This window comes from Streptomyces africanus (assembly GCF_030816955.1).
Lineage (GTDB): Bacteria > Actinomycetota > Actinomycetes > Streptomycetales > Streptomycetaceae > Streptomyces > Streptomyces africanus.
Window position 1 is genome coordinate 6,551,242 of record NZ_JAUSYP010000001.1, and the last position, 25,861, is coordinate 6,577,102.

Sequence of the window (25,861 nt, forward strand, 5' to 3'; positions counted from 1 at the left end):
AAGGACGGTCCGGCGACGCGCCCGGCGCCGACGTGCCGCTCTGCCCGGCCGTAAGGTCGAGGCTGCGCAGGCAGCGGACCGGAAGACAATGAGGCCATGGCACGCGGCAAGCTTCGGATCCACCTCGGTGCGGCACCGGGCGTCGGCAAGACGTACGCGATGCTGTCCGAGGCGCACCGCCGCGTCGAGCGGGGCACCGACTGCGTGGTCGCCTTCGTCGAGCACCACGACCGGCCCCGCACCGAGACGATGCTGCACGGGCTGGAGCGGGTGCCGTGCCGGCGGCTGGCGTACCGCGGCGGCGTCTTCCCCGAGATGGATCTCGACGCCGTCCTCGCCCGCCGCCCGCAGGTCGCCCTGGTGGACGAACTGGCCCACACGAACGTCCCGGGGTCCCGCAACGCCAAGCGCTGGCAGGACGTCGAGGAACTGCTCGCGGCCGGGATCGACGTCGTCTCGACCGTCGACATCCAGCACCTGGAGTCCCTCGGCGACGTCGTCGAGTCGATCACCGGTGTGCGGGAGCGGGAGACCGTGCCGGACGAGGTGGTGCGGCGGGCCGACCAGGTCGAGCTGGTCGACATGTCGCCCGAGGCGCTGCGGCGGCGGATGGCGCACGGCAACATCCACCCGCCCGACAAGGTCGACGCGGCACTGTCGAACTACTTCCGCCCCGGCAACCTGACCGCCCTGCGCGAGCTGGCCCTGCTGTGGGTGGCCGACCGGGTCGACGCCCACCTCACCGAGTACCGCAGCGAGCACCGGGTGGCGAGGATCTGGGGTTCGCGCGAGCGGATCGTGGTCGGCCTGACCGGCGGCCCCGAGGGCCGCACGCTGATCCGCAGGGCCGCACGGCTGGCCGGCAAGGGCGCCGGCGGCGAGGTGCTGGCCGTCTACATAGCCCGCAGCGACGGGCTGCCCTCGGCCTCGCCCAAGGAACTGGCGATGCAGCGGACCCTCGTCGAGGACCTCGGCGGAACATTCCACCACGTGGTCGGCGACGACATACCGGCCGCGCTGCTCGCCTTCGCCCGCGGGGTGAACGCCACCCAGCTCGTGCTGGGCTCCTCGCGCCGCAAGACCTGGCAGTACGCCTTCGGGCCCGGCGTCGGCGCGACGGTCGCCCAGCGGTCCGGCTCCGACCTCGACGTGCACATCGTCACCCACGACGAGGTCGCCAAGGGCCGCGGACTGCCGGTGGCCCGGGGCGCGCGCCTCGGGCGCTCCCGCCGGGTCTGGGGCTGGCTGGTCGGTGTCGCCGGCCCGCCGGCCCTGGCGGCGCTGCTCCACGCCGTCGACCTCGGCCTCGCCAACGACATGCTGCTGTTCCTGGCGCTGACCGTGGCCGCGGCCCTGCTCGGCGGGCTGTTCCCGGCGCTGGCCTCGGCGGCGGTGGGCTCCCTGCTGCTGAACTACTTCTACTCACCGCCCCTGCACCGGTGGACCATCGCCGACCCGAAGAACGTCCTCGCCATCGCGATCTTCGTCGCCGTCGGGGCCGCGGTGGCCTCCGTGGTCGACCTCGCCGCCCGCCGCACCCACCAGGCGGCCCGGCTGCGGGCCGAGTCCGGGATCCTGTCCTTCCTCGCGGGCAACGTGCTGCGCGGCGAGACCGGCCTGGAGGACCTTCTGGAACGGGTCCGCGAGACCTTCGGCATGGAGTCGGCGGCCCTGCTGGAACGGGCGGGCGATGTCGAGCCGTGGACCTGCGCCGGCCGCGTCGGGCACGGACGTCCCGTCGAGCGGCCCGACCAGGCGGACGTGGACATGCCGGTCGGGGACCACATGGCGCTCGCGCTGACCGGCCGCGTCCTGCCCGCCGAGGACCGCCGCGTGCTGGCCGCCTTCGCCGCCCAGGCCGCCGTCGTCCTGGACCGCAGCCGGCTCCGTGAGGAAGCCGACCGGGCCCGCGCGCTCGCCGAGGGCGACCGCATCCGCACGGCGCTGCTCGCCGCCGTCAGCCACGACCTGCGCACCCCGCTCGCCGGGATCAAGGCGGCGGTGACCTCCCTGCGCTCCGAGGACGTCGAGTGGTCCGAGGAGGACCGGGCGGAGCTGCTGGCCGGCATCGAGGAGGGCGCCGACCGCCTCGACCATCTCGTCGGCAACCTGCTCGACATGTCCCGGCTCCGGACCGGCACGGTCACCCCGCTGATCCGCGAGATCGACCTCGACGAAGTGGTGCCGATGGCGCTCGGCGGCGTACCCGACGGCAGCGTCGGCCTGGACGTCCCGGAGACCCTGCCCATGGTCGACGTGGACCCCGGGCTGCTGGAGCGGGCCATGGCCAACCTCGTTGAGAACGCCGTCAAGTACAGTCCGTCCGGCACGCCCGTGCTGGTCGCCGCCAGCGCACTCGCCGACCGGGTCGAGGTGCGGGTGGTCGACCGGGGGCCCGGCGTCCCCGACGAGGCCAAGGAGCGCGTCTTCGAGCCCTTCCAGCGCCACGGCGACGCCCCGCGCGGCGCCGGCGTGGGACTGGGGCTCGCGGTGGCGCGCGGCTTCGCCGAGGCCATGGGCGGCACGCTCGGCGCCGAGGACACCCCCGGCGGCGGGCTCACCATGGTCCTCACCCTCCGTGCGGCGGGATCCCGCCCGGAGCTCCGCCACGCGGCGGACCGCGCGGCAGAACCGGAAAGGCAGGCCTCCTCATGACCCGTGTGCTGGTGGTCGACGACGAGCCGCAGATCGTGCGGGCCCTCGTGATCAACCTCAGGGCACGCACGTACGAGGTCGACGCCGCCCACGACGGTGCCACCGCCCTCCGGCTCGCCGCCGCCCGCCACCCCGACGTGGTCGTCCTCGACCTCGGCCTGCCCGACATGGACGGCGTCGAGGTGATCAGGGGCCTGCGCGGCTGGACCCGGGTGCCGATCCTGGTGCTGTCCGCCCGGCACTCCTCCGACGAGAAGGTTCAGGCGCTGGACGCGGGCGCCGACGACTACGTCACCAAGCCCTTCGGCATGGACGAACTGCTGGCCCGGCTGCGGGCCGCCGTGCGCCGGGCCGAGCCGGCCGGCGGCGGTGCGGACGACATGGTCGTCGAGACCGGCGAGTTCACCGTCGACCTGGCCGCGAAGAAGGTCGACCGCGCCGGCAAGGACGTACGGCTGACTCCCACCGAGTGGCACCTGCTGGAGGTCCTGGTCCGCAACAGCGGCCGGCTGGTCGGGCAGAAGCGGCTGCTCCAGGAGGTCTGGGGGCCGTCGTACGGGACGGAGACCAACTATCTGCGCGTGTACATGGCGCAGCTGCGGCGGAAGCTGGAGGCGGACCCCTCCCACCCCAAGCACTTCATCACGGAGCCGGGGATGGGGTACCGGTTCGAGAAGTGAGGTCCTCGCCACGGGACTACGTGGCTTTCAGCAGCCCCCGGTACGCTCTAGACATGAGTGCTGTTCCTCGTTCGCAGAAGCCTGCGGGCCGGTTCCGGCGCATGCTCGACCGGCTCTCCTCGTCACAGGAGGACCTGGAGTCCGAGGAGCTGCGCGAGGACACCGAGACCACGGGCTGTACCCGGATCGGTGACTGCCAGGACCGGCAGATAGTGACGGTTACTGGTACCTTGCGCACGGTCACCCTGCGACCGCGCGCCGGAGTCCCGGCCCTGGAGGCCGAGCTGTTCGACGGCTCCGCCGCGCTGGACGTGGTGTGGCTCGGCCGGCGCTCCATCGTGGGCATAGAGCCGGGGCGCAAGCTGATCGCATCGGGCCGGATCTCGATGAGCCGGGGCCGCCGGGTGCTGTTCAATCCCAAGTACGAACTGAGACCCCTCGGACGGGAGTAGCCGGTGACGTCGCTCGACAAGCCGACCGAAGAGACATCTGCGGACGACGCCCGGGCGGTGACCGAGGCCGCCCTGTTCGAAGCGTTCGGCGGCGTGCGGGGCATGGTCGAGACGGTGGTGCCCGGCCTGCTGTTCGTCACCATCTACACGATCAACAAGGACCTGCACCTGTCGGCGATCGCGGCGCTGGCGGTGTCGCTGGTGCTGGTGGTGGTCCGGCTGGTGAGGAAGGACACCGTCAAGCACGCCTTCAGCGGTGTCTTCGGTGTGGCCTTCGGTGTCGTCTTCGCGATGATGACCGGCAACGCCAAGGACTTCTACCTGCCCGGCATGCTCTACACGCTGGGTCTGGGACTCGCGTACATCGTCACCACCCTGTGCGGTGTCCCGCTGATCGGGCTGATCCTCGGCCCGGTCTTCAAGGAGAACCTCTCCTGGCGTACGCGGAACCCCGGCCGGAAGAAGGCGTACGCGAAGGCCAGTTACGCGTGGGGCGCGATCCTGCTCGCCAAGTGCGCGATCCTCTTCCCGCTGTACTGGTGGGCCGACACCACGCAGCTGGGCTGGGTCCTGATTGCCCTGAAGATCCCGCCGTTCCTGTTCGCCGTGTGGCTGACGTGGGTCTTCCTGGCGAAGGCGCCCGCGCCGATCGACGTGTTCGCGGAGATGGAGGCGGAGGAGAAGGCCGCGGAGGAGAGGGAGCGGGAGGCTGCCGCCCGGCCGGCCGAGTAGTGCCCGGCGTTCGTGCCGGACCTGCCGGGGGCTCCGCCCCCAGACCCCCGGGACCTGTGCCCACCCGCCGCCCGACGCGGTCGGTCGAGAAGTGAAGCAAAAAGACAGGGGCGTCCTGAGAACCCAGGACGCCCCTTCTGCGTACCCCCCGGAGGGGCCCCGCTCAGCTCGCCGCGCTGTCCCGGCGTACCGACAGCAGGTCCTCCAGCTGCTCCTCACGGGCCTGTGCGGCCACGAAGAGGAGTTCGTCGCCCGCCTCCAGGGAGTCCTCCCGGGAGGGTGTCAGGACGCGGGTGCCGCGGATGATCGTGACCAGGGACGTGTCCTCGGGCCACTCGACGTCCCCGACCTGGGTGCCGGCCAGGGCCGACTCCTCCGGCAGGGTCAGCTCGACCAGGTTGGCGTCGCCGTGGCTGAAGCGGAGCAGGCGGACCAGGTCGCCCACGCTCACCGCCTCCTCGACCAGGGCCGACATCAGACGCGGTGTGGACACGGCGACGTCCACGCCCCAGGACTCGTTGAACAGCCACTCGTTCTTCGGGTTGTTCACCCGGGCGACCACCCGCGGAACGCCGTACTCCGTCTTGGCGAGGAGCGAGACGACCAGGTTCACCTTGTCGTCGCCGGTCGCGGCGATGACGACGTTGCAGCGCTGGAGCGCCGCCTCGTCCAGGGACGTGATCTCGCACGCGTCGGCCAGCAGCCACTCGGCCTGCGGGACGCGTTCGACCGAGATGGCGGTCGGCGCCTTGTCGATCAGCAGGACCTCGTGGCCGTTCTCCAGCAGTTCGCCCGCGATCGAGCGGCCGACCGCGCCGGCACCGGCAATGGCGACCCTCATCAGTGACCGCCCTCCTCTTCGGGACCCTTGGCGAACGCCGCCTCGACCGTGTCGACCTCGTCGGTGCGCATCATCACGTGCACCAGGTCGCCCTCCTGCAACACCGTCTGCGAGGTGGGCAGGACCGCCTCGCCGAGCCGGGTCAGGAACGCCACGCGCACGCCGGTCTCCTCCTGGATCCGGCTGATCTTGTGGCCGACCCAGGCCGGGGAGGTGTGCACCTCGGCGAGCTGGACGCCCCCGGTGGGGTCGCGCCACAGCGGCTCGGCGCCCGAGGGGAGCAGGCGCCGCAGCATCTGGTCGGCCGTCCAGCGGACGGTCGCGACGGTGGGGATGCCCAGGCGCTGGTAGACCTCGGCGCGGCGGGGGTCGTAGATGCGGGCGGCGACGTTCTCGATGCCGAACATCTCGCGGGCCACGCGCGCGGCGATGATGTTGGAGTTGTCACCGCTGGAGACGGCGGCGAAGGCACCGGCCTCCTCGATGCCCGCCTCGCGCAGGGTGTCCTGGTCGAAGCCGACCCCGGTGACCCGGCGGCCGCCGAAGGAGGACCCCAGGCGGCGGAAGGCGGTGGGGTCCTGGTCGACCACGGCGACGGTGTGGCCCTGTTGCTCCAGGTTCTGGGCCAGGGCGGAACCCACCCTTCCGCAACCCATGATCACAATATGCATCGCGTCACACCGTGCTTCCTACGGGCCCTCTGACCATCAACAATGTCCTGCTCATGTCTCTCTTTCGGCTCGCCAGGCACCAGTCGCGGCCTGAGTGCGGGCCGCCAGGCAACATCATGCCGGTGGAATCACGCCATGATGCCTTCCGGGGGCGGTGCCGCGTTCGACTGCCCGAGTCCAACGTATCGGCAAAGTCGAGGGCGTTGCCGAGGGCCCTGCCGGGCCTCGGCGGGGAGGAAGCCACCATGAGGAGCGAGATCGACGTCCTTGTCCTGGGCGGCGCGGGCGTGGACACGATCGTGCACGTGCCCGAGCTGCCCGTGCCGTTGGCCGACAGCCACATGATCCGGCCCGGGATCGTGACGCGCGCGGGCCAGAGCGGGGACTTCGTCGCGCTGGCCGCGAGCGCGCTGGGGCTGCGCACGCACCACGTCGACCTGCTCGGCGACGACCCCGAGGGCGACCTGGTCCGCGCCCTGCACCGGGACCACGGCATCGCGCTCACCGCCGTCCCCCAGCCGCTCGGCACCAAGCGCGCCGTCAACCTCGTCGGCCCCGACGGCAGACGGCTGTCGCTGTACGACGCCACCCGCTCGGCGGAGACGGACCGGCTGCCCGAAGCCGTGCTGCGGGACCTGGCCGCGGCCGGCCGGCACGCCCATGTCGTCATCACCCAGCCGTGCGCCCACGCGCTGCCGGTCCTGCGCGAGGCGGGCATCACGATCTCGACCGACCTGCACGACTGGGACGGCTCCGACCCCTACCACGAGACCTTCGCCCACCAGGCCGACCTGGTCTTCCTCTCCTGCACGGCCCTGGCCGACCCGGAGCGGACCATGCGGCGGATCACCGAGCGGGGCCGGGCCCGGACCGTCGTCGCCACCGCCGGCGCGGACGGCGCGTACCTGCTGACCGACGGCGAGCTGACCCACGTCCCCGCCGCCGCACCCCCGGCACCGGTCGTCGACTCCAACGGCGCGGGCGACGCCTTCGCCGCCGCGTTCCTCTTCGCCTGGCTGCAGGGCGCCCCGCCCCACCACTGCGCCCTGCACGGCACAGTGGCCGGGGCATACGCCTGCACAGTCCCGTCGACCCGGACGGAGAGCATCGGGCGGGAGGAACTGCGTGCGCGGGTGGCGGAGCTGGAGCGGGCGCGGTTCAGCGGCGGACAGGGGCGTCCGCCCCTCTAGGGCGTGTCCGGCGACACGTCCTTGCGGCGGCTGATGCTGCGCACGCTGGCCAAGGTGAGGATTCCGAGGGCGATGAGGGCGGCCGTGGCGCCGATCAGTTCTGCGGTCGGGTGCATGGGACCTCCAGGGGCGGCAACGGCCGGGAGACGGACGGGGCTTAGTCATATAGGCATGGGATCCGGGTGACCTGCCGAACCCGCAGCCGCAGCAGCCTCTGAATTCACTCGGAGAGCAGACGGAGGGCCGATGGGGGGTGGCGGGTGGGCGAGCCCGCAATCGAACGCTTACGATCCACTGTTGTGTCCAAACTGACCGACGTGCCCAAACGGATCCTGATCGGGCGCGCACTGCGCAGTGACCGGCTGGGCGAAACGCTCCTGCCGAAGCGCATCGCACTACCCGTCTTCGCCTCCGACCCGCTGTCCTCCGTCGCGTACGCGCCGGGGGAGGTGCTGCTGGTCCTGTCGATCGCGGGTGTGACGGCGTACCACTTCAGTCCGTGGATCGCGGTCGCGGTCGTCGTGCTGATGTTCACCGTGGTGGCGTCGTACCGGCAGAACGTGCACGCCTACCCCAGCGGTGGCGGCGACTACGAGGTGGCGAACACCAACCTCGGCCCCCGGGCCGGCCTGACGGTCGCGAGCGCCCTGCTCGTCGACTACGTCCTCACCGTCGCGGTGTCGATCTCCTCCGGCATCGAGAACCTGGGCTCCGCGGTCCCGTTCGTGGTCGAACACAAGGTGCTGTGCGCGATCGGCGTGATCGTGCTGCTGACGCTGATGAACCTGCGCGGCGTGAAGGAGTCGGGCTCGCTGTTCGCCATCCCGACGTACGTCTTCGTCGCGGGCGTCTTCACCATGATCGCCTGGGGCGCCTTCCGCGGACTGGTCCTCGGCGACACCATGCGGGCACCGACGGCGGACTACGTCATCAAACCCGAGCACCAGGGCCTGGCGGGCTTCGCCCTGGTCTTCCTGCTGCTGCGCGCCTTCTCCTCCGGCTGCGCCGCGCTCACCGGCGTCGAGGCGATCTCCAACGGCGTGCCGGCCTTCCGCAAGCCCAAGTCCAAGAACGCCGCGACCACGCTCGCGATGATGGGCCTGCTCGCCGTCACCATGTTCTGCGGCATCATCGCCCTGGCCGCCACGACCGACGTCCGCATGGCCGAGAACCCGGCCCGGGACCTCTTCCACAACGGGGTCCCGATCGGCGAGGACTATGTGCAGAACCCGGTGATCTCCCAGGTCGCCGAGGCCGTCTTCGGCAAGGGCAGCTTCCTGTTCATCGTGCTGGCCGCGGCCACCGCGCTGGTGCTGTTCCTCGCCGCGAACACCGCCTACAACGGCTTCCCGCTGCTCGGCTCGATCCTCGCCCAGGACCGCTACCTGCCGCGCCAGCTGCACACCCGCGGCGACCGCCTCGCCTTCTCCAACGGCATCGTGCTCCTCGCGGGCGCCGCCGGACTGCTGGTGGGCATCTACGGCGCCGACTCCACGCGCCTGATCCAGCTGTACATCGTCGGCGTGTTCGTGTCCTTCACGCTCAGCCAGACCGGCATGGTCCGGCACTGGAACCGCCTCCTGGCCACCGAGCAGGATCAGACCAAGCGCCGCCACATGATCCGCTCACGCGCCATCAACGCCTTCGGCGCCTTCTTCACCGGCCTCGTGCTGGTGGTCGTCCTCGTCACCAAGTTCACGCACGGCGCGTGGGTCGCCCTGCTCGGCATGGTGATCTTCTACGCGACGATGACGGCCATCCGTAAGCACTACGACCGCGTCGCCGAGGAGATCGCCGCCCCCGAGGGCCCGAGCGACGACAGCGTACGGCCGTCCCGCATCCACTCCGTCGTCCTGATCTCCAAGATCCACCGCCCGGCGCTGCGCGCCCTGGCCTACGCCAAGCTGATGCGCTCGGACAGCCTGGAGGCCCTGAGCGTCAACGTCGACCCGGCGGAGACCAAGGCGCTGCGCGAGGAGTGGGAGCGGCGCGGCATCGACGTACCGCTGAAGGTCCTGGACTCGCCCTACCGCGAGATCACGCGGCCGATCATCGAGTACGTCAAGGGCCTGCGCAAGGAGTCGCCGCGGGACGCGGTGTCCGTGATCATCCCCGAGTACGTCGTCGGCCACTGGTACGAGCATCTGCTGCACAACCAGAGCGCCCTGCGGCTGAAGGGCCGGCTGCTGTTCACGCCGGGGATCATGGTGACCTCGGTGCCGTACCAGCTCCAGTCCTCCGAGGCAGCGAAGCGGCGGGCCCGCAGGCAGGCGGAGTGGAACGCGCCGGGTTCGGTGCGGCGGGGGCCCGCCCAGGTGCGGTCGAAGGAGTCCACCGAGCACAAGTCGTGAGAAGACGGCTCGTGTGAAGCGGCCGGGCGGCACCCACGTAGACTGGTGGGCTGTTGTCCGGCCGTTTCCGTCCGGCCCTTGCCCCCCACGTGTTTTGGAGTCACCCCACCATGCAGGCAGAACCGAAGAAGTCGCTGGTGGGAGAGGAGTACGAGGTCGAGATCGGCCCCGTCGCCCACGGCGGTCACTGCATCGCCCGTACGTCCGAGGGCCAGGTGCTGTTCGTCCGGCACGCGCTGCCCGGTGAGCGGGTCGTGGCGCGGGTGACGGAGGGCGAGGAGGGCGCCCGGTTCCTGCGCGCGGACGCGGTGGAGGTGCTGGACGCCTCCAAGGACCGGATCGACGTCCCCTGCCCGTTCGCCGGCCCGGGCCGCTGCGGCGGCTGCGACTGGCAGCACGCCAAGCCGGGCGCGCAGCGGCGCCTGAAGGCCGACGTCATCGCAGAGCAGCTCCAGCACCTCGCGGGCCTCACTCCGGAGGAGGCCGGCTGGGACGGCACGGTCGTGCCCGCAGAGGGCGACAAGGTGCCCGCGGGCCAGGTCCCGTCCTGGCGTACCCGCGTCCAGTACGCGGTCACGGCCGACGGCCGTGCGGGCCTGCGCCGGCACCGCTCCCACGAGGTCGAGCCGATCGACCACTGCATGATCGCCGCGGAGGGGGTCAGCGAGCTGGGCATCGAGAAGCGGGTCTGGACCGGCATGGACTCCGTCGAGGCGATCGCGGCGACGGGTTCGCAGGACCGCCAGGTGATCCTCACGCCGAAGCCGGGAGCGCGCCTCCCGCTGGTCGAGCTCGACCGCCCGGTGTCGGTGCTGCGCGTGGACGAGCGCTCCGGTGGCGTCCACCGCGTCCACGGCCGCCCCTTCGTCCGCGAGCGTGCGGACGGCCGGACCTACCGCGTCGGGGGTGGCGGCTTCTGGCAGGTCCACCCGCGGGCCGCGGACACCCTGGTGACGGCCGTGATGCAGGGCCTCCTGCCCCGCAAGGGCGACATGGCCCTCGACCTGTACTGCGGTGTCGGCCTCTTCGCCGGTGCCCTCGCCGACCGGGTCGGCGACCAGGGCGCTGTCCTCGGCATCGAGTCCGGCAAGCGCGCGGTGGAGGACGCCCGGCACAACCTCGCCGAGTTCGACCGCGTCCGGATCGAGCAGGGCAAGGTCGAGTCGGTCCTGCCGCGCACGGGGATCACCGAGGTCGACCTGATCGTCCTCGACCCTCCCCGGGCCGGGGCGGGCCGGAAGACGGTCCAGCACCTGTCGTCGCTCGGAGCACGGCGGATCGCCTATGTGGCGTGCGACCCCGCTGCGTTGGCGCGAGACCTGGGGTACTTCCGGGACGGGGGGTATCGGGTGCGGATGCTGCGGGCGTTCGATCTGTTTCCGATGACGTCGCACGTGGAGTGTGTGGCGATTCTGGAGCCTGCTTCGAAGCGGCTCTGACCTGCGGGTTCTGCTGGATGGCCCAGGCGTGGCGGGTACGCTCGATCTGTTTCCAGAAGTCCATCGCGTGGAGTGCGTCGCAGGCTCGCGCCACATGCCTCACCTGCTGCTTCGAGCAGCAGGGTGCGGGCGATGAGCGCTCTGCCTCGGCTTCGTGAGGGGCGGTTGGGGACATGTCTTGACGCTCGTTCGACGCTGCTTCTGATGGGGCGTCACGACGCTCGTCTGACTGGCTACCAAGCCCGCGAAGGTCCTGGTCGGCGTTCGCGGTGTCGGTCTCGGCGGTTTCCGACGCGCGGTTGAGGCGCAGGGCCAGTAGGACCAAGCGGTCAGAAGACGCCCCCGAGGCCGGTGACTAGTTCGTTGGTCGTGTACTGGATTGTGACCATGCAGGTCAAGCCCAAGGGGCGGATGGGGCAGTGGGCGCCGTGCTCCAGGCAGACGCAGCCCTCGAGGGCACCCTTGGCAGACCGGGTAGCTCGTGCGGGAGCGGTCGTACGTCGCGCCGACGTCGATGGCAAGCGGTCAGCCGCACCGGACTTCGTAAAGCGGGACTTCACCTGACAAGGAATCCGACCTCGTCTGGGCGGGCGACATGACGCAAGCGCTACCCAGGAGGGCAAGCTCTAATTCGCCACAGTCAGCGACCTGTTCTCCCGGCGCCTGCTCGGCTGCTCGATGGGCGCACACCACGACGCGGACTTAGTCGTGGCAGCAGTCACCCGCGGCAGTGACCTGCGGTCCGTGCCTCTCGACATGGCGGCCCAGCCCTCGGAGGAGGCAAGCGCGCGTGCCGGCGCGCAAGCCGCATAGGAGTGCCGAGGGGCGTCAGCCCTCTGGTGCCGGGATGGCGCTCCCGCGCTGGGATCGTCCTGGGCTGGCCCCCGGCAGAGCCCCATCGTCACAGCACCACCACCGAGCGCAGCACGTCGCCGTGATGCATCCGCTGGAACGCAGCCTCCACTCCGTCCAGTTGGATGGTCTCGGTGACGAACTTCTCCAGCGGCAGGCGGCCTTGCAGGTGCAGGTCGATGAGCAGGGGGAAGTCGCGGGAGGGCAGGCAGTCGCCGTACCAGGAGGACTTGAGCGCCCCGCCGCGACCGAAGATGTCCAACAGCGGTAGTTCGAGCTTCATCTCGGGCGTGGGGACGCCGACGAGGACGACGGTGCCGGCGAGGTCGCGTGCGTAGAACGCCTGCTTGTACGTCTCCGGGCGGCCCACGGCCTCGATGACCACGTCGGCGCCGAAGCCGCCCGTCAGCTCAAGGATCGCCTCGACGGGCTCGGTCTCCTTGGAATTGACGGTATGGGTGGCGCCCATGGTGCGGGCCGTCTCCAGTTTCCGCTCGTCGATGTCGATGGCGATGATCTTCGCCGCACCCGCCAGGTGTGAGCCGACGATCGCCGCGGCGCCGACACCCCCGCAGCCGATGACGGCGACGCTGTCACCGCGGCCGACGCCGCCGGTGTTGATGGCGGCACCTATGCCGGCCATCACGCCGCAGCCGAGGAGCCCGGCCACCTGCGGGGCGACCGCCGGGTCGACCTTGGTGCACTGCCCGGCGGCGACCAGGGTCTTCTCGGCGAAGGCACCGATACCGAGGGCCGCAGACAGCTCCCGGCCGCTGCCCGCGAGGGTCATCCTCTGCTCGGCGTTGCGGGTGTCGAAGCAGAACCACGGGCGCCCCCGCAGACAGGCGCGGCACTGCCCGCACACGGCACGCCAGTTGAGGATCACGAAGTCCCCGGGCGCGACATCGGTGACGCCCTCGCCGACCGACTCCACGTCGCCCGCCGCCTCATGGCCGAGCAGGAAGGGGAACTCGTCGCTGATCCCGCCCTGTTGGTAGTGCAGGTCGGTATGACACACCCCGCACGCCTGGATGCGTACGACCGCCTCCCCGGGCCCTGGGTCGGGCACGACGATCGTCTCCACCCGCACCGGCTCGCCCTTGCCCGGTGCGATCACGCCGCGTACTTCCTGCGCCATGGGGTCAGTCGCCCTTCTTCGATTCCGAGTAGTCGTGGAAGCCGCGCCCGGACTTTCGTCCGAGCAACCCGGCCTCCACCATGCGCAGCAGCAGCGGAGGCGCGGCGTGCAGCGGTTCCTTGAAGTCGGCGTACATCGCGTCGGCGATCGCCGCGAGGGTGTCCAGGCCGATCAGGTCGGCCAGGCTCAGCGGGCCCAGGGGGTGGGCGCAGCCGAGGACCATGCCGTTGTCGATGTCCTTCGCGGAGGCGAAGCCGGACTCCAGCATGCGGATCGCGGAGAGCAGGTACGGCACCAGGAGGGCGTTCACCACGAACCCGGCCCGGTCCTGGGAGCGGATCACGTGCTTGCCGAGCACGTCGGTGACGAACTGCTCCGCGCGATGTCGGGTGTGAGTGCTCGTCAGCAGGGACGGCACGATCTCCACCAGGCCGAGTACCGGGACCGGGTTGAAGAAGTGCACCCCGATCACCTGGTGTGGGCGTGTGGTGGCCATGCCCAGCTTCATGATGGGGAGGGACGAGGTGTTCGACGCGAGCAGCGCGTCCTCGCGGGTGACGACCCGGTCGAGCTCGGCGAACAGTTCGACCTTGGTCTTCTCATCCTCTGTCGCCGCCTCCACCAACAGGTCCCGGTCGGCCAACTCGGTGAGGTCGGGGGTGACCAAGACCCGGGCGAGCGCGGCGTCGCGTTCCTCGCCGGTGAGCTTGCCGCGCCGTACGCCCCGGTCGAGCGAGGCGGTGATCCGGACCCGCCCGGCATCGGCCGCGCCGGGACTCACCTCGTGGACCACCACGTCCAGCCCGGCCCGGGCGCACACTTCGGCGATGCCCGCGCCCATCAGACCGCAGCCGATGACACCGACCCGACGGATGTCGGCGCCCGGCGCACCGCTCATCGGAAGGCCGCCTGCCCCGTCAGCGCCTGGCCGATCATGAGGGTGTGCATCTCGACGGTGCCCTCGTAGGTGAGGATCGACTCCAGGTTGTTGGCGTGCCGGATGACCGGGTACTCCAGTGAGATGCCGTTGGCGCCCATGACGGTGCGGGCGGTGCGGCAGATCTCCAGTGCGGCGCGGGTGTTGTTGAGCTTGCCGTAGCTGACCTGTTCGGGGCGCAGGCCCCGGTCGTCCTTGGTGCGGCCCAGGTGGAAGGCCAGTAGCGTGCCCTTGGCCAACTCCAGTGCCATGTCGGTCAGTTTGGCCTGGGTCAGCTGGAAGGAGCTGATCGGGCGGCCGAACTGGACCCGGTCGCCCGCGTAGGCCAGCGCCGCCCGGAAGGAGGACCGTGCGGCGCCCATCGCGCCCCACGCGATTCCGTACCGCGCCTCGTTGAGGCAGGACAGCGGCCCGCGCAGTCCTCGTACCTCAGGCAGCACGGCGGATCCGGGCAGTCGTATCGAGTCGAGCACGAGCTCGCTGGTCACCGAGGCCCTCAGTGACATCTTGTGCTTGATGGCGGGTGCCGAGAAACCGGGGGTGTCGGTGGGGACGACGAAGCCGCGCACCCCGTCCTCGGTGCGGGCCCAGACGACGGCCACGTCGGCGACCGAGCCGTTGGTGATCCACATCTTGCGCCCGTCGAGGATCCAGTCGTCGCCGTCGCGGCGGGCGGCGGTGCGCATGCTGCCGGGATCGGAGCCGGAGTCGGGCTCGGTGAGGCCGAAGCAGCCGATGGCGGTGCCCGCTGCGAGGCGCGGCAGCCACTCCTCCTTCTGCTCCTCGGAGCCGAAGGCATGGATCGCGTACATGGCCAGCGAGCCCTGGACCGACACCAGGGAACGCAGCCCGGAGTCGGTTGCCTCCAGTTCCAGACAGGCGAGGCCGTAGTCGACGGCGCTCATCCCCGCGCAGCCGTAGCCCTCCAAGTGCATGCCCAGCAGGCCGAGTTCGCCGAGTTCCTTGGTGAGGCCGCGGATGTCCTCGATCTCGCCCTGTTCGAACCACTCGGCGATGTGCGGTTCGACGCGTCGGTCGCAGAAGGTGCGTACGGCGTCGCGTACGGCGCGCTCGTCCGGCGTCAGCAGGCTGTCGAGTTCCAGCAGGTCGAGGGGGTCGGCCGGGCGCGGGGAGTGTGGGGTGTGCATCAGGTCTCCAGGGATCGGGAGGGGGAGAGGAGGAGGCCGCCGGTCAGGGGAGGACCGACGGCCCCCGGCCGGAAGGCGGTCGTCAGATCGTCACGTCGCTCACGCGGTGAGGGTCGGGCTGATGATGAAGTTGCTGAAGCCGCCGTTGCGCTGGGCGATTCCGCCGATAGCGTCGTTGACCTGCTCCAACGGGAACACCTGGTGCTCCAGCGGGCCGAGATCCAGTAGGCCCCCCTCGACCATGGCGGCCATGGCCTGCCCCTCGCCGGAGGTGAACCACGCCGAGCCGATCAGGCGCAGCTGCTGGTCCATCATCCGGTGGATGTCGATGGGCAGGTCACCGGCGACGGCGCCGATGTTCACCGCGATGCCGCCGCGCGCCATGGCGCGCATGCCGGCCCGGAAGGTCTCGTGCGGGGCACCGGGGCCTAGCGCGTCGATGTAGATGTCGACGCCGTAGCCGTCGGTCTGCTCGTGGATCCACTCGTCGACCGGGCCGTCGTCGAGGGAGTGCAGGTTCAGCCGGCCGTTCGCCAGTTTGCCGACCTGGTCGAGCAGGTCCTTGTCGCGGCCGGTCCCGTATACGTGGGTCAGGCCCAGGGCGGGGGCGAGGAGCGCGGCGCCGATGCCCAGGGTGCCGCTGATGCCATTGATCAGAATCGTCTTGCCCGGGCCTGCCCCGGCCTTGCGGAGAGCGGAGTACATGGTGCCGAGGTAGCCGAAGCGGGCGGCTGCGTTGAACGACAGTGCGTCCGGCAGCTTCACCAGACTGTACGCGGGCGCCACCATGTACTCGGCGAGGCCGCCCTGGTAGCGGTCGAGCAGGTCGAGCGCGGTCGGTGAGAAGCCGAAATACCCGGCGAAGGCGTAGCTGGCGCAGTTGATCGAGTCGTCGTTGCGACAGGACCGGCACGACCCGCAGGAACGGCCCGGGTTGACGTACACCCGGTCGCCCGGCTTGAACGCCTGGACGCCCTCACCGACGGCCTCGACCACGCCCGCCGGGTCCAGTCCGAAGATCGCCGGCAGGGTCGGCAGCGGGCTGTGCGGGAACCAGGTCGTCCACATGTTCAGGATGTTGGCCAGGTTCGGAACGATGTTGACGGCGTGGACGGCCACGCGGACGTCACCGGGGCCGGGCTCGGGAACGGGGAGTTCCTCGATCCTCATCGGCTCGCCGACGGCGTGCATCCGCGCGGCTCGCATGGTCGCACTCATGGCGTCTCCTCGGGTATGGCTGGGGGAGACGGCGCCCACTGCGGCGCGGTCTCTGGGAGGTGTGGAGGGTGGGTCAGTTGTCCAGCAGCGTCGTCAGCCGCGCGCGCTGCAGCTTTCCGGTGGCCCCGCGGGGCAGTGCGGGGACGACGCACAGGCGCCGGGGCCACTTGTGCCGGGCGAGCCGGCCGTCGAGGTGTCCGCGGATGTCGTCCAGGGTCGGCGTACCGGAGTCGGTGACGAGGAAGGCGGTCACGACCTCACCCCAGACCGGGTCCGGCGCCCCGGACACGGCTACCTCGACGACATCGGGGAAGTCGGCGAGGGCGTTCTCGACCTCGGCGGGATCGACGTTCTCCCCGCCGGTGATGATGGTGTCCTTGAGCCGTCCGACGACCGAGAGGCGGCCCTGCGTGTCGAACCGCCCGCGGTCCCCGGTGTGGAACCAGCCCTCCCGGTCGGTCACGGGCACCGTTCCGGCGGCGGTCCAGTACGCGTCCGCCACCGACGGCCCCCGCACCCAGATCTCACCGGAGGAACCGGTCAGTGCGGTCGCCCCGGTCGCGTCCACGACTCTCAACTCGACGTCGGGGACCGGCGAACCGGTGGAGTCGGCCGTCTCGTCGGGCGCGGAGTACGTCACCCCGGCCGCGGTCTCCGTCAGCCCGTAGGAGTTGACCACACCTATCCCGCGCGCCCGGAACTGCTCGCGGGTGGCGGTCTGGGCCGGTGACCCGCCGGACAGGATCCACCGCAGGCTGTCCAGGTCGCCACTGCCGAAGCGGGGGTGGCGGGCCAGCAGGGCGGACATGGCCGGTACGGCGAAGGCGCAGGTGACCTTGTGGCCGAGGACCAGGTCGATGAACAGGTCCGGGTCGAAGCGCGGGGCCAGGATCACCGTCCCGCGCCGCGCCCAGGTGTACTGCGGAAGCCCGCCGAGCACGGCGACGTGGGCCAGCGGCGTGGAGACGAGGGCGGTGTCGTCCTCGTCGACGGGCAGCCGCGACAGCCCGCCCGCCATGCTCCAGTGCAGGTTGTCGTGGGTCAGCGCGACGCCCTTGGGGCGTCCGGAGGTGCCGGACGTGAACGCGATGATCGCGATGTCCGAGCCGGTCGGGGGCTCTCCGGCGACGGGCGCGGACGGCTCGTCGTCGACGTGCAGGTCGTCCCACGTCAGGCGGATGCCCGTCCCGTCCGGGAATCCCTCGTCGCCCACCACAGCACGCGGCGCGGTTTCCTCGCAGACGACGGTGAGCTCGCCCTCGGTCACCTGCGGGTGCAGCGGCACGAGCACCGCCCCCATCCGCGTCACCGCGAACAGCGTGATCAGGGCCTCGGGCCGGGCCGCGCCCTGCATCACCACGCGATCGCCCTTGCGCACCCCGTATTTGTCGAGGCGGGCCGCGGTCCGCCGTACGGCCAGGTCCAGTTCGGCATAGGTCCAGGACCGGTCCTCGAAGACGAGGGCGGTCCGGGACCCGGCCTCGACCGCGGTGGTGAGGAGGTGGGCGCCGAAGGTGCTCGTCATGCCCTCACCTCCGCCGCGCGTCTGGCCCGGGCGAGAGCGCCGAGAGTCGTCCCCGCCAGGTCGCCGGCCAAGACCGGCGTCCGACGCTCCAGCAACCGGCGGGCGGCCAGATGTTCGGCGGGCCAGTTCAAGGTCTCCACGGCCACCAGCAGACCGTCGCGGAAGGCGTACCCGGCCAGCCGCTCCGGGGAGTCGCCGGGCACGAGTCGCACCTCGTCGGAAGGGGAACGCAGCCCGGCGATCTGCAACTTGAGGTCGCCCTGGTCGCTCCAGAACCACGGCAGACTCTCGTACGAGGCGGGCGAGCCGGCGATGCGTCGGCCGACCAGCGTCCCCTGGTCGATGGCGTTCTGCACCGACTCCAGCCGGACCGGCCCCTCCGCGTGCGGATGCGGATGGCGGGCGCAGTCACCGACGGCGGAGATACGGGGATCGGTGACCGAGCGCAGCTGCTCGTCCACGATCACGCCGTCCGCCACGGCGAGTCCGGCCTCCCGTGCCAGGTCGTCCCGGGGGATGGCGCCGATGCCGTAGACGACGAGGTCGGCGGGCAGGAGCTCGCGGTCCGTGACGACCCGCTCCACCCGGCCCGGTCCCTCCAGGGCCCGTACGCCCGTCCCGGTCAGGACCCGGACACCGGCATGCTCGTGCCGTTCCCGCAGAGGGAGCTCCAGCTCCCGTGACACGGCCCGGCTCAGCAACCGATCGGCCAGCTCCACCACGGTCACCCGTGCGCCGCGTGTCAGCGCGACCCGGGCCAGCTCGAGGCCGATGAATCCGCCGCCCACGATGACCACGTCACGGGCAGTCGTCAGTGCCCGGCCGATGGTCAGGGCGTCGTCGAGCGAGCGCAGGGCGTGGACGCCGTCCAGCTCGGCGCCGGGGACGGGCAGCGGACGGTTGCGGGCGCCGGTCGCCAGCACGAGATGGGCGTAGGGAACGCGGGCCCCGGTGCGGGTGACGACCGTGGCGGCGGCGGTGTCGAGGGCGACCACGTCGTCCCCGAGCCGCAGGTCGATGTTCCGCTCGCGGTAGAAGGACTCCGGCACCAGCTCGACGCGGAGACCGTCCGGCTCGGTGTGGGCCTTCTTCGACAACGGCGGCCGCTGGTAAGGCAGATGGGGCTCGGCGGCGAACACGGTGACCGGAGCGTCGTAGCCGGATGCGCGCAGTGTCGACACGACGCTGAACGCGGCCTGCCCGCCGCCGACGACGACCACGCCCGCCGTGCTCGTCATACCTGCTCCTCGGGTACGTGGACGACCAGGCCGTCGAGGGCGTCGGAGAGGTTGATCTGGCAGCTGAGCCGGCTCGTGAGCCGGCGTTCGGCGGCGGTGAAGTCCAGCATCTCGTCCTCGACGTCGTTCGGCGGGCCTACCAGCTCGGCCTGTTCCGAGTCGACGTAGACGTGGCAGGTGGCGCAGGAGGCGTTGCCGCCGCACTCGGCGACGATGCCCTCGACGCCGCCTGAGACGGCCGCCTGCATGAGCACGGTCCCCGACTCGGCGGTGACCTTGCGTTCGGTCCCGTCGGGCAGCTGGAAGATGACGGTGGGCATGAAGTCCTCCCGGGGGGACGGCTCAGGCGGCTTGCCAGGTGACGTTCAGCGAGGTGAGCCCGCGGAACACCCAGCCGTCCAGACCGCCCGCGGCGGAGCCGCTGTCGGATGCTGTAGCACCGTCGTCGAGGCGGAGTCCCTTCAGACGGCTGAAGACGAGGGGCCAGGCGATGGCGCTGACCTCGTGGCGCGCGACCCACGCGCCCATGCAGAAGTGCGGTCCGCCGCCGAAGGCGAGGTGGGGGCGGTGCGGTCGGTCGAGGTCGAACTCGTCGGCCCGTTCGAAGACCGACTCGTCGCGGTTGCCCGAGGCGATGACGAGGGCGACGCGGCTGCCCGCGGGCAGGGTGACGCCGGCTATCTCGTAGTCCTGGGTGAGCTGGCGGGGATACATGCCGATCGGCGAGATCCAGCGGGCGGTCTCCTCGAAGACCCGCTTCCAGGCCGATGGGTCCTTGAGTGCCCGGTCCAGAGCGTCGGGCCGTTGAAGCAGTGCCCAGGCGCCCACGCCGAACACGTCGCGCGGCTCGTTGACGCCTCCGCCGATGATGACCTTGACGTTGTTCTGGATCTCGGCGAGTTCCACCGGGTCAGCCGCGTGGACCATGGAGGAGATCACCGAGCCGTCGGGCTCGCGGCGCGTGACCTCCGCCATCTCGGCCACCGCTTCCTCGATGGCCCGGGTCGCGCGCTCGGCGCGCAGCCAGATGTCGGGGTCGTCGGCGTAGTTGCTGTTGCCGTCCATCATCGCCCGCGACCAGTCGGCGATGTCGTCGGCGCTCGCGTTGCGCAGGCCCAGTACCAGGGCCAGGTTGGCGGCGACGAGCGGCTCGGCGAAGTCGCGTATGAGGTCGCCCTCGCCGCGGCCGGCGATCCGGTCGAGCAGCTTGTGCGCGGTGCGCTCGAAGGCGGCGGCCCACTGGTCGCGGACCTGGCGGGGCCGGGTGGGCGGCTCGGCCGCGGCGCGCAGACGCCGGTGGTCCGGGTCGTCCTCGCGGAGCATGTTGGGGCCGACCGTGCGCAGCAGCAGCGAGCCCTCCTCGCGGGAGCTGAAGACCTCGGGCAGCTTCTCGGCGTGGACGATGTCGTCGTACCGGGTGAGCAGGTGCCGTCCCACGGAGGGGACCCAGGCGAGCGGTGCGGTGCGGCGCAGCTCGGCGTAGGCGGGGTAGGGGTCGCGGCGCAGCTCGGCGAGATCGAGCTCGACGACGGGCGCGCCGGGCGCCGCGGTCGTCAGGGCGCTCATGAGGTTCCTCCCGCGCCCATCAGGACGAAGAACACCGTGGCGGGCTCCTCGCCGAGGTTGCGCCAGGCGTGCCGGGTGGCGTTCTGCACGATGAGGTCACCGGGCTTCAGCACCGCGCTCTCGCCGCCGTCGAGGTCGAGGACGATCTCGCCGCTCAGGACGACGCCGTAGTCGACGGTGGGCGTGGTGTGCATGCCGGGGTTGTCGGGCTCGAAGAGCTCGGCGAGGCCGGGGCTGGCCTCCAGCTGCTCGGCGGCCGCGGCCGCGGGGTCCCAGCTCGGGTCGGCGTAGACACTGGCCGGCGGGAAGGTGACGGTCAGCGCGACGGTCTCGCCCGGAGCGGGCACGAAGGACTTCAGGGACGCCGTCGGGTCGGCCGACGGGACGGCGGGTGCGGCCGTGTTCCACACCAGGGACCGGGCGAAGCCGGGGGTATGGGTGAACTGGCGGGTGCGCGGCGGCTCGCCGTCACTGATGATCACGGGCTTGCCGCTCGGGCTGACACCGGTGACGACTCGACGGACCATGATTCTCTCCCTTGAGAAACCAACCTACTGTTAGATATTTGACGGTAAAAGTTCTTACTGATCTCGACGAGTGCGGTCCGGCGGCTCCGAGCACGAGTCGGTGGGCCGGTCCCCCGGGCCCGGTCACTCCGCGGGCGGGGTCTCCTGGTTGACCAGCGTACGCAGCAGGTGGACCAGTTCACTGAGCTGATCGTCGCGGAGTACGGCGGTCCACGCCCGCTCGCGCTTGGTCTGCGCCTGGATGGCCAGCCGCAGTGTCTCCTGGCCCTCCGGGGTGAGCTCGACGAACAGCTGACGGCGGTCGGTCTCGACGCGTTCACGCGTGACCAGGCCACGGCTCTCCAGGGTCGCCAGCGCGCTCGAGATGCTGGCGCGGGTGGACCCCGAGACCCGGCCGATGTCCTGTTGGCCGAGCGGGCCGTAGATCCACAGGGCGTTCAGGATCCGGAAGCCCGCCCAGGTCAGGCCGAGCGGCCGGTGGACGTGCTTCTCGAAGTCCTTGGTCAGCCGGGCCTCGAGGCGGGTGAGGTCGGTGACCATCTCGATCGCGTCGAGGTCCCGCGGATCGGTGGTGCCCAGCTCACGATGGTGGTGGCGCAGGAGCTCGGAGAATTCCCGGGTTCGGCTGGTGCCCGTGGTGCCCGGCTCGCGCACGGTGTCCGTCACGATCTCGCGCCTTCCGTTCGATTTCAACCGGCGATGACCGGGTTGACCATAGTGCCGACGCCGGTGACCTCGGTCCGCAGGACCTTGCCCTCGGTGAGGTAGAGGCGGGGTGTACGGCGGACTCCGCAGCCGGCCGGGGTGCCGGTGAAGATCAGGTCGCCCGGTTCGAACGTCACCCGCTTCGACAGCCAGGCGATCAGTTGAGGCACGCTGAAGATGAGGTCGGAGGTGCGGCCGCGCTGCACCTCGAGCTCGTCGACCCAGCCGGCCACCTCGATGTCGTCCGGGTCCTCGAACTCGTCGACGGTCACCAGGAACGGGCCGATCGGGCTGAAGGTGTCGTACGACTTCGGCAGCGTGAACTGGTTGATCGGCTTGCGCCACTGCTCCTTGCGGTCGCTGATGTCCTGGCCGGCGGTCACGCCCGCCACGTACGACCAGGCGTCGGCCTGCGAGATGTTCTTGCCGGTGCGGCCCATGACGACCACGAGTTCCGCCTCGTAGTCGACCTTGTCGTACTGCGGCTCCACGACGATCGCGTCGTAGGGGCCGACCACGGACGACGCGAACTTGGCGAACACCGACGGCTCGTCGGGGACCGGGAGATTCGACTCCTCGGCGTGCGCCCGGTAGTTGAGGGCGACCCCGATGGCCTTGTACGGCTTGGCGACCCGGCCCAGTTCGCGCGGGTCGAACTCCCGCCAGTCCGCCTCCGCGGCCCGCTCGGCGAGCGTGCGCAGCTCGTCCTGGAGGGACAGGTCGGACAGCACCTCCAGGCGCGGCTCGATCTCCCCCTTGCTCGCGTCGGCGATGTCGAGGGCACGGTCGTCGCGCACGACGACGGGGCGGCCGGCGAGGTTGGCGAGCTTCATGCGGGCACTTCCTTCTGAACGGCCTGGTCGGCGGGGTGGGGGAGGGGCAGGGTGAGGTCGCCCTCGACCTGGACGCCGAGCGTGTTGATGACGGTGGCGATGGTCAGGTACTGGCCGACGGTGTAGAGGACGTCGATGACCTGCTCGGTACTCAGGTGGTCCGTCAGCCGGTTCCACAGCTCGTCGTCCACGCCCTGCCGGTCGACGAGCGAGTCGGTGGCGGTGAGCAGCACCCGGTCGAGGTCGCCGAGTCCGTCCCAGGCGCCGGTCGCGGCCGCCAGGATCGCCTCGTCCGACAGGCCGGCCCGGCGGGCGATACGCACGTGCTGGTCCCACTCGTAGGCCGCCTGCGCCCGGGCGGCGATCCGCAGGATCATCAGCTCCCGGGACGGCAGCGGCAGGGTGTTCTTGCCCAGCACGTGGTTGCTGAAGACGAGGTAGCGGCGCAGCGCGTCCTCGTGGTGGGCCAGGGTCGCCCAGATCGTGTGGATCCGGCCGTCCTGGTCGCGGTACGGCGCCAGCGACGCCAGTGTCTTCTCCTGCAGGTCGGTCTCGTCGACGGGCTGCAGGCGGCGTTTCTCCGGCATCGGAGTCCTCCTCGGCTCGATGACGGCAAGGTATTCGTCAGAGCCTTGACCGTCAAGGGTCTAACAAATATCGTCCTCGCATGACGATCCAGAGCCTTGGTTACGTGGGGATCGGCACGCCCGATCCGACAGCGTGGGCGGAGTACGCCCGCACAGTGATAGGTCTCGCGGTCGAGCCCGGGGACCCTGGCGGGCCCGTGCGCCATCGCCTGCGGATGGACCAGCATCCGTTCCGCATGTGGCTGACGGAGGCGGAGACCGGTGGCGTCACGGTCATCGGCTGGGAGGTCCGTGACGGGGCGGCGATCGACGAGATGACGGTGCGCCTCAAGGAGTCCGGCGTCGACGTGACGGCAGGCACCGAGGAGGAATGCCGGGACCGCCAGGTGACCCGCATGGTGCACTTCGGTGGCCCCCTCGGCATCCGCACCGAGCTGTTCTGCGGCCGTCGTCTCGCCCCGAGCCAGTTCGTGTCACCGCTGGGCGTCGACTTCGTGACCGGCGAGCAGGGACTCGGACACGTGGTGATGAAGACGCCGCACGTCCAGGAGGCGGTCGACTTCTACTGCGATGTCCTGGGCTTCCGGCTCAGCGACACCGCCGACTACCCCTGGGGCACCTTCTACTTCCTCGGCTGCAACCCCCGGCACCACAGCATCGCCTTCATCCGCTCGTACAAGAACGAGGGCACCCACCACATCCTGTGCGAGGTGACCACCCCGGAAGAGGTCGGCCGCGCCCTGGACCGGACGCGCGAACACGACGTCGAACTCATGGCCACGCTCGGCAAGCACGCCAACGACGGGATGTTCTCCTTCTACATGACCTCACCGGCCGGCTTCGGCATCGAGATCGGCGCGGGCGGCGTACAGGTCGACGAGAGCACCTGGGTGAGCCGTACGTACACGGCCGACATCTGGGGTCACCACCCGGTCCCGTAGAGGACTGCGGGGCGCTCCGCCCCCCCAGCAGTCAACCCCCGACCCCTCCGACGAAAGCGGGCCGCATCCCATGCTTCTCGAGAGCTATCTGCAGGACACCTGGGCCGCGCCGACGGCCACCGACGCCTCCGCGACCGATGTGCACGACGCCGTCACCGGAGAGTTGGTCTGCCGCGTCTCCTCCACGGGCCTCGACCTGGTGGCCGCGTTCGACCACGCCCGCCGCGCCGGCGGCCAGGCACTGCGGGTGCTGACCTTCCACCGGCGAGCAGACCTGCTGGACGCGGTCGCCGCGGCTGTCCGCGCGCGCCGCGAGGAGCTGTACGCCCTGTCGACCCGCGCCGGAGCCACCCTGGCGGACGCCCGCCACGACGTCGACGGCGGCATCCGCGTCCTGCGCGACTACGCGATCCGCGCACGCACCGAACTGCCGGACGCCCCCCACCTTCTCGAAGGCCCCGCCGAACGCCTCGCCCGGGGTGAGGACTTCCTCGGCGTCCACCTCGTCACCCCCTCACCGGGCCTGATGCTTCAGGTGAACGCCTTCAACTTCCCGGTCTGGGCACCCCTGGAGAAGCTGGCCCAGGCGCTGCTGGCCGGCCTGCCCAGCGTGATCAAGCCGGCCACTCCCACCGCCTACCTCACCGAACACCTCGTGCGGATCGTCACGGACGCCGGTGTCCTGCCGCCCGGCTCGCTGCAGCTGGTCGTCGGCTCGGTGCGTCCGGCACTCGGTCTCCTCCAGGAGCAGGACGTCCTCTCCTTCACAGGCTCGGCCGCCACCGCACAGACGCTGCGCACACATCCCAACCTTTTGGCCCGCTCCGTACGCTTCAACGCGGAGGCCGACTCCGTCAACGCCATCGTGCTGGCCCCGGACGTCACGCCCGGAACGCCGCTCTTCGAGGCGTTCGTACGCGAGGTCGTGACCGAGATGACGGTCAAGGCGGGCCAGAAGTGCACCGCGATCCGCCGCGTCCTCGTCCCACGGGAGCACGAGGCAGCCACGCTCGACGCCGTCGCGTCCGAGCTCGCCGGGGTGACCATCGGCAACCCCGCCGCGGAAGGAGTGCGGATGGGGGCGGTCGTCAGCCTCGCGCAGCGCGACGACGTACGCCGCGCGGTGCGGCGGATCGCGGAGTCCGGGCGCCTCGTCCACGGTGACCCGGACAAGGTGCGGGTGGTCGACGCCGACCCGCAGCGGGGGGCGTTCCTGGACACCCTCCTCATCTCCGCGGACCCGGACGCCGCCGCGCCCCACGAGGTGGAGCCGTTCGGACCGGCCGCGACCGTGCTGGCCTACCGCGACACCGCCCACGCCATGGACCTGGTGGCGCGCGGCCGGGGCAGCCTCGCCGCCTCGGTCGTCGGCGACGACCTCGCCTGGACGACCGCCTTCGTACGGGAGGCGGCCCCCTGGCACGGCCGGCTGCACCTCATGGACTCGGCGAACATGACGCAGACCACCGGCCACGGATCACCGCTCCCCGCCCTGCGACACGGGGGCCCCGGCCGGGCCGGCGGGGGATCGGAGATGGCAGGCACCCGAGGAGTCCTCGACCTGATGCAACGCACGGCACTCCAGGCATCGCCCCGACTCCTCGACACCTTCCGTACCAAGTGACTGCGGTGTCG

General features: G+C 71.0%; 23 protein-coding genes. 9 read left to right on the top strand and 14 right to left on the bottom strand.

What is annotated here, in order from left to right:
• Positions 1–96: 96 nt before the first annotated feature.
• The 4 genes from QF034_RS30375 to QF034_RS30390 are packed head-to-tail and all read left to right on the top strand — an operon-like array spanning position 97 to position 4,519.
• Positions 97–2,655, top strand: a complete 2,559-nt coding sequence (locus tag QF034_RS30375) for a sensor histidine kinase (protein ID WP_307177882.1) — start codon at positions 97–99, stop codon at positions 2,653–2,655.
• The gene (locus QF034_RS30380) at positions 2,652–3,335 is read left to right on the top strand and encodes a response regulator (protein WP_307177883.1); all 684 of its coding nucleotides are present in this window, start codon (positions 2,652–2,654) and stop codon (positions 3,333–3,335) included. The genes QF034_RS30375 and QF034_RS30380 overlap by 4 nt, the downstream gene beginning before the upstream one ends.
• 53 nt (positions 3,336–3,388) lie before the next feature.
• On the top strand, positions 3,389–3,787 hold the full coding sequence (locus QF034_RS30385; RefSeq protein ID WP_086559477.1) for an OB-fold nucleic acid binding domain-containing protein: 399 nt from the start codon (positions 3,389–3,391) through the stop codon (positions 3,785–3,787).
• 3 nt (positions 3,788–3,790) lie between these two features.
• Positions 3,791–4,519: a DUF3159 domain-containing protein gene (locus QF034_RS30390; protein WP_307177884.1), complete on the top strand. Its 729-nt coding sequence runs from the start codon at positions 3,791–3,793 to the stop codon at positions 4,517–4,519.
• A 163-nt stretch (positions 4,520–4,682) separates the two neighbouring features.
• Here QF034_RS30390 and QF034_RS30395 read toward each other — a convergent pair whose 3' ends face one another.
• The gene (locus tag QF034_RS30395; RefSeq protein WP_010035052.1) at positions 4,683–5,360 is read right to left on the bottom strand and encodes a potassium channel family protein; all 678 of its coding nucleotides are present in this window, start codon (positions 5,358–5,360) and stop codon (positions 4,683–4,685) included.
• Entirely contained in the window at positions 5,360–6,031 is a 672-nt protein-coding gene (locus QF034_RS30400; protein ID WP_307177885.1) for a potassium channel family protein, read from the bottom strand. The genes QF034_RS30395 and QF034_RS30400 overlap by 1 nt, the downstream gene beginning before the upstream one ends.
• A gap of 245 nt (positions 6,032–6,276) precedes the next feature.
• Here QF034_RS30400 and QF034_RS30405 point away from each other — a divergent pair, with 245 nt between their 5' ends.
• From QF034_RS30405 to QF034_RS30415, 3 genes are all read left to right on the top strand, one after another.
• The gene (locus QF034_RS30405) at positions 6,277–7,221 is read left to right on the top strand and encodes a PfkB family carbohydrate kinase (protein WP_307177886.1); all 945 of its coding nucleotides are present in this window, start codon (positions 6,277–6,279) and stop codon (positions 7,219–7,221) included.
• 299 nt (positions 7,222–7,520) lie between these two features.
• A complete protein-coding gene (locus QF034_RS30410) occupies positions 7,521–9,572 on the top strand; it encodes an APC family permease (RefSeq protein WP_307177887.1) in 2,052 nt (683 codons plus the stop codon).
• Positions 9,573–9,682: 110 nt separating this feature from the next.
• On the top strand, positions 9,683–11,011 hold the full coding sequence (locus tag QF034_RS30415; protein WP_307177888.1) for a class I SAM-dependent RNA methyltransferase: 1,329 nt from the start codon (positions 9,683–9,685) through the stop codon (positions 11,009–11,011).
• 901 nt (positions 11,012–11,912) lie between these two features.
• Here the strand turns inward: QF034_RS30415 and QF034_RS30420 are convergent.
• The 12 genes from QF034_RS30420 to QF034_RS30475 all read right to left on the bottom strand — a co-directional run bounded on the left by QF034_RS30420 (position 11,913) and on the right by QF034_RS30475 (position 23,285).
• Positions 11,913–13,001: an S-(hydroxymethyl)mycothiol dehydrogenase gene (locus tag QF034_RS30420; protein ID WP_307177889.1), complete on the bottom strand. Its 1,089-nt coding sequence runs from the start codon at positions 12,999–13,001 to the stop codon at positions 11,913–11,915.
• A gap of 4 nt (positions 13,002–13,005) precedes the next feature.
• Positions 13,006–13,899, bottom strand: a complete 894-nt coding sequence (locus QF034_RS30425; protein WP_307177890.1) for a 3-hydroxybutyryl-CoA dehydrogenase — start codon at positions 13,897–13,899, stop codon at positions 13,006–13,008.
• Entirely contained in the window at positions 13,896–15,086 is a 1,191-nt protein-coding gene (locus tag QF034_RS30430) for an acyl-CoA dehydrogenase family protein (RefSeq protein ID WP_307177891.1), read from the bottom strand. Before QF034_RS30430 ends, QF034_RS30425 begins: the two co-directional genes overlap by 4 nt.
• A 99-nt stretch (positions 15,087–15,185) precedes the next feature.
• Positions 15,186–16,304, bottom strand: a complete 1,119-nt coding sequence (locus QF034_RS30435; RefSeq protein ID WP_307177892.1) for an alcohol dehydrogenase catalytic domain-containing protein — start codon at positions 16,302–16,304, stop codon at positions 15,186–15,188.
• Positions 16,305–16,377: 73 nt separating this feature from the next.
• The gene (locus tag QF034_RS30440) at positions 16,378–17,829 is read right to left on the bottom strand and encodes a class I adenylate-forming enzyme family protein (RefSeq protein ID WP_307177893.1); all 1,452 of its coding nucleotides are present in this window, start codon (positions 17,827–17,829) and stop codon (positions 16,378–16,380) included.
• A complete protein-coding gene (locus QF034_RS30445; protein ID WP_307177894.1) occupies positions 17,826–19,067 on the bottom strand; it encodes an NAD(P)/FAD-dependent oxidoreductase in 1,242 nt (413 codons plus the stop codon). The genes QF034_RS30440 and QF034_RS30445 overlap by 4 nt, the downstream gene beginning before the upstream one ends.
• Positions 19,064–19,387, bottom strand: a complete 324-nt coding sequence (locus QF034_RS30450; protein ID WP_307177895.1) for a 2Fe-2S iron-sulfur cluster-binding protein — start codon at positions 19,385–19,387, stop codon at positions 19,064–19,066. The genes QF034_RS30445 and QF034_RS30450 overlap by 4 nt, the downstream gene beginning before the upstream one ends.
• Positions 19,388–19,409: 22 nt before the next feature.
• Entirely contained in the window at positions 19,410–20,633 is a 1,224-nt protein-coding gene (locus QF034_RS30455; protein ID WP_307177896.1) for a cytochrome P450, read from the bottom strand.
• Entirely contained in the window at positions 20,630–21,160 is a 531-nt protein-coding gene (locus tag QF034_RS30460) for a cupin domain-containing protein (RefSeq protein ID WP_307177897.1), read from the bottom strand. Before QF034_RS30460 ends, QF034_RS30455 begins: the two co-directional genes overlap by 4 nt.
• 123 nt (positions 21,161–21,283) lie before the next feature.
• Positions 21,284–21,826: a MarR family winged helix-turn-helix transcriptional regulator gene (locus QF034_RS30465; protein ID WP_286068058.1), complete on the bottom strand. Its 543-nt coding sequence runs from the start codon at positions 21,824–21,826 to the stop codon at positions 21,284–21,286.
• Between the two features lie 23 nt (positions 21,827–21,849).
• Positions 21,850–22,698 carry a fumarylacetoacetate hydrolase family protein gene (locus tag QF034_RS30470; protein ID WP_307177898.1) on the bottom strand — a complete coding sequence of 283 codons (849 nt, stop codon included), beginning with the start codon at positions 22,696–22,698 and terminating at the stop codon, positions 21,850–21,852.
• The gene (locus QF034_RS30475; RefSeq protein WP_307177899.1) at positions 22,695–23,285 is read right to left on the bottom strand and encodes a carboxymuconolactone decarboxylase family protein; all 591 of its coding nucleotides are present in this window, start codon (positions 23,283–23,285) and stop codon (positions 22,695–22,697) included. Before QF034_RS30475 ends, QF034_RS30470 begins: the two co-directional genes overlap by 4 nt.
• A gap of 80 nt (positions 23,286–23,365) precedes the next feature.
• Between QF034_RS30475 and QF034_RS30480 the strand changes: the two genes are divergently transcribed.
• Both QF034_RS30480 and paaZ read left to right on the top strand, forming a co-directional pair.
• Positions 23,366–24,226: a VOC family protein gene (locus QF034_RS30480; protein ID WP_307079865.1), complete on the top strand. Its 861-nt coding sequence runs from the start codon at positions 23,366–23,368 to the stop codon at positions 24,224–24,226.
• Positions 24,227–24,296: 70 nt separating this feature from the next.
• The gene (paaZ, locus tag QF034_RS30485; protein WP_307177900.1) at positions 24,297–25,850 is read left to right on the top strand and encodes a phenylacetic acid degradation bifunctional protein PaaZ; all 1,554 of its coding nucleotides are present in this window, start codon (positions 24,297–24,299) and stop codon (positions 25,848–25,850) included.
• Positions 25,851–25,861 lie beyond the last annotated feature (11 nt).

Excerpts from the sequence above, each read along its gene's own strand:
- QF034_RS30430 (WP_307177891.1), bottom strand. The coding sequence starts at position 15,086 with ATGCACACCCCACACTCCCCGCGCCCGGCCGACCCCCTCGACCTGCTG.
- QF034_RS30425 (WP_307177890.1), bottom strand. The coding sequence starts at position 13,899 with ATGAGCGGTGCGCCGGGCGCCGACATCCGTCGGGTCGGTGTCATCGGC.
- QF034_RS30445 (WP_307177894.1), bottom strand. The coding sequence starts at position 19,067 with ATGACGAGCACGGCGGGCGTGGTCGTCGTCGGCGGCGGGCAGGCCGCG.
- QF034_RS30480 (WP_307079865.1), top strand. The coding sequence starts at position 23,366 with ATGACGATCCAGAGCCTTGGTTACGTGGGGATCGGCACGCCCGATCCG.
- QF034_RS30415 (WP_307177888.1), top strand. The coding sequence starts at position 9,683 with ATGCAGGCAGAACCGAAGAAGTCGCTGGTGGGAGAGGAGTACGAGGTC.
- QF034_RS30405 (WP_307177886.1), top strand. The coding sequence starts at position 6,277 with ATGAGGAGCGAGATCGACGTCCTTGTCCTGGGCGGCGCGGGCGTGGAC.
- QF034_RS30395 (WP_010035052.1), bottom strand. The coding sequence starts at position 5,360 with ATGAGGGTCGCCATTGCCGGTGCCGGCGCGGTCGGCCGCTCGATCGCG.
- paaZ (WP_307177900.1), top strand. The coding sequence starts at position 24,297 with ATGCTTCTCGAGAGCTATCTGCAGGACACCTGGGCCGCGCCGACGGCC.
- QF034_RS30460 (WP_307177897.1), bottom strand. The coding sequence starts at position 21,160 with ATGGTCCGTCGAGTCGTCACCGGTGTCAGCCCGAGCGGCAAGCCCGTG.
- QF034_RS30455 (WP_307177896.1), bottom strand. The coding sequence starts at position 20,633 with ATGAGCGCCCTGACGACCGCGGCGCCCGGCGCGCCCGTCGTCGAGCTC.
- QF034_RS30470 (WP_307177898.1), bottom strand. The coding sequence starts at position 22,698 with ATGAAGCTCGCCAACCTCGCCGGCCGCCCCGTCGTCGTGCGCGACGAC.
- QF034_RS30435 (WP_307177892.1), bottom strand. The coding sequence starts at position 16,304 with ATGAGTGCGACCATGCGAGCCGCGCGGATGCACGCCGTCGGCGAGCCG.
- QF034_RS30375 (WP_307177882.1), top strand. The coding sequence starts at position 97 with ATGGCACGCGGCAAGCTTCGGATCCACCTCGGTGCGGCACCGGGCGTC.
- QF034_RS30440 (WP_307177893.1), bottom strand. The coding sequence starts at position 17,829 with ATGACGAGCACCTTCGGCGCCCACCTCCTCACCACCGCGGTCGAGGCC.
- QF034_RS30450 (WP_307177895.1), bottom strand. The coding sequence starts at position 19,387 with ATGCCCACCGTCATCTTCCAGCTGCCCGACGGGACCGAACGCAAGGTC.
- QF034_RS30380 (WP_307177883.1), top strand. The coding sequence starts at position 2,652 with ATGACCCGTGTGCTGGTGGTCGACGACGAGCCGCAGATCGTGCGGGCC.
- QF034_RS30475 (WP_307177899.1), bottom strand. The coding sequence starts at position 23,285 with ATGCCGGAGAAACGCCGCCTGCAGCCCGTCGACGAGACCGACCTGCAG.
- QF034_RS30385 (WP_086559477.1), top strand. The coding sequence starts at position 3,389 with ATGAGTGCTGTTCCTCGTTCGCAGAAGCCTGCGGGCCGGTTCCGGCGC.
- QF034_RS30400 (WP_307177885.1), bottom strand. The coding sequence starts at position 6,031 with ATGCATATTGTGATCATGGGTTGCGGAAGGGTGGGTTCCGCCCTGGCC.
- QF034_RS30420 (WP_307177889.1), bottom strand. The coding sequence starts at position 13,001 with ATGGCGCAGGAAGTACGCGGCGTGATCGCACCGGGCAAGGGCGAGCCG.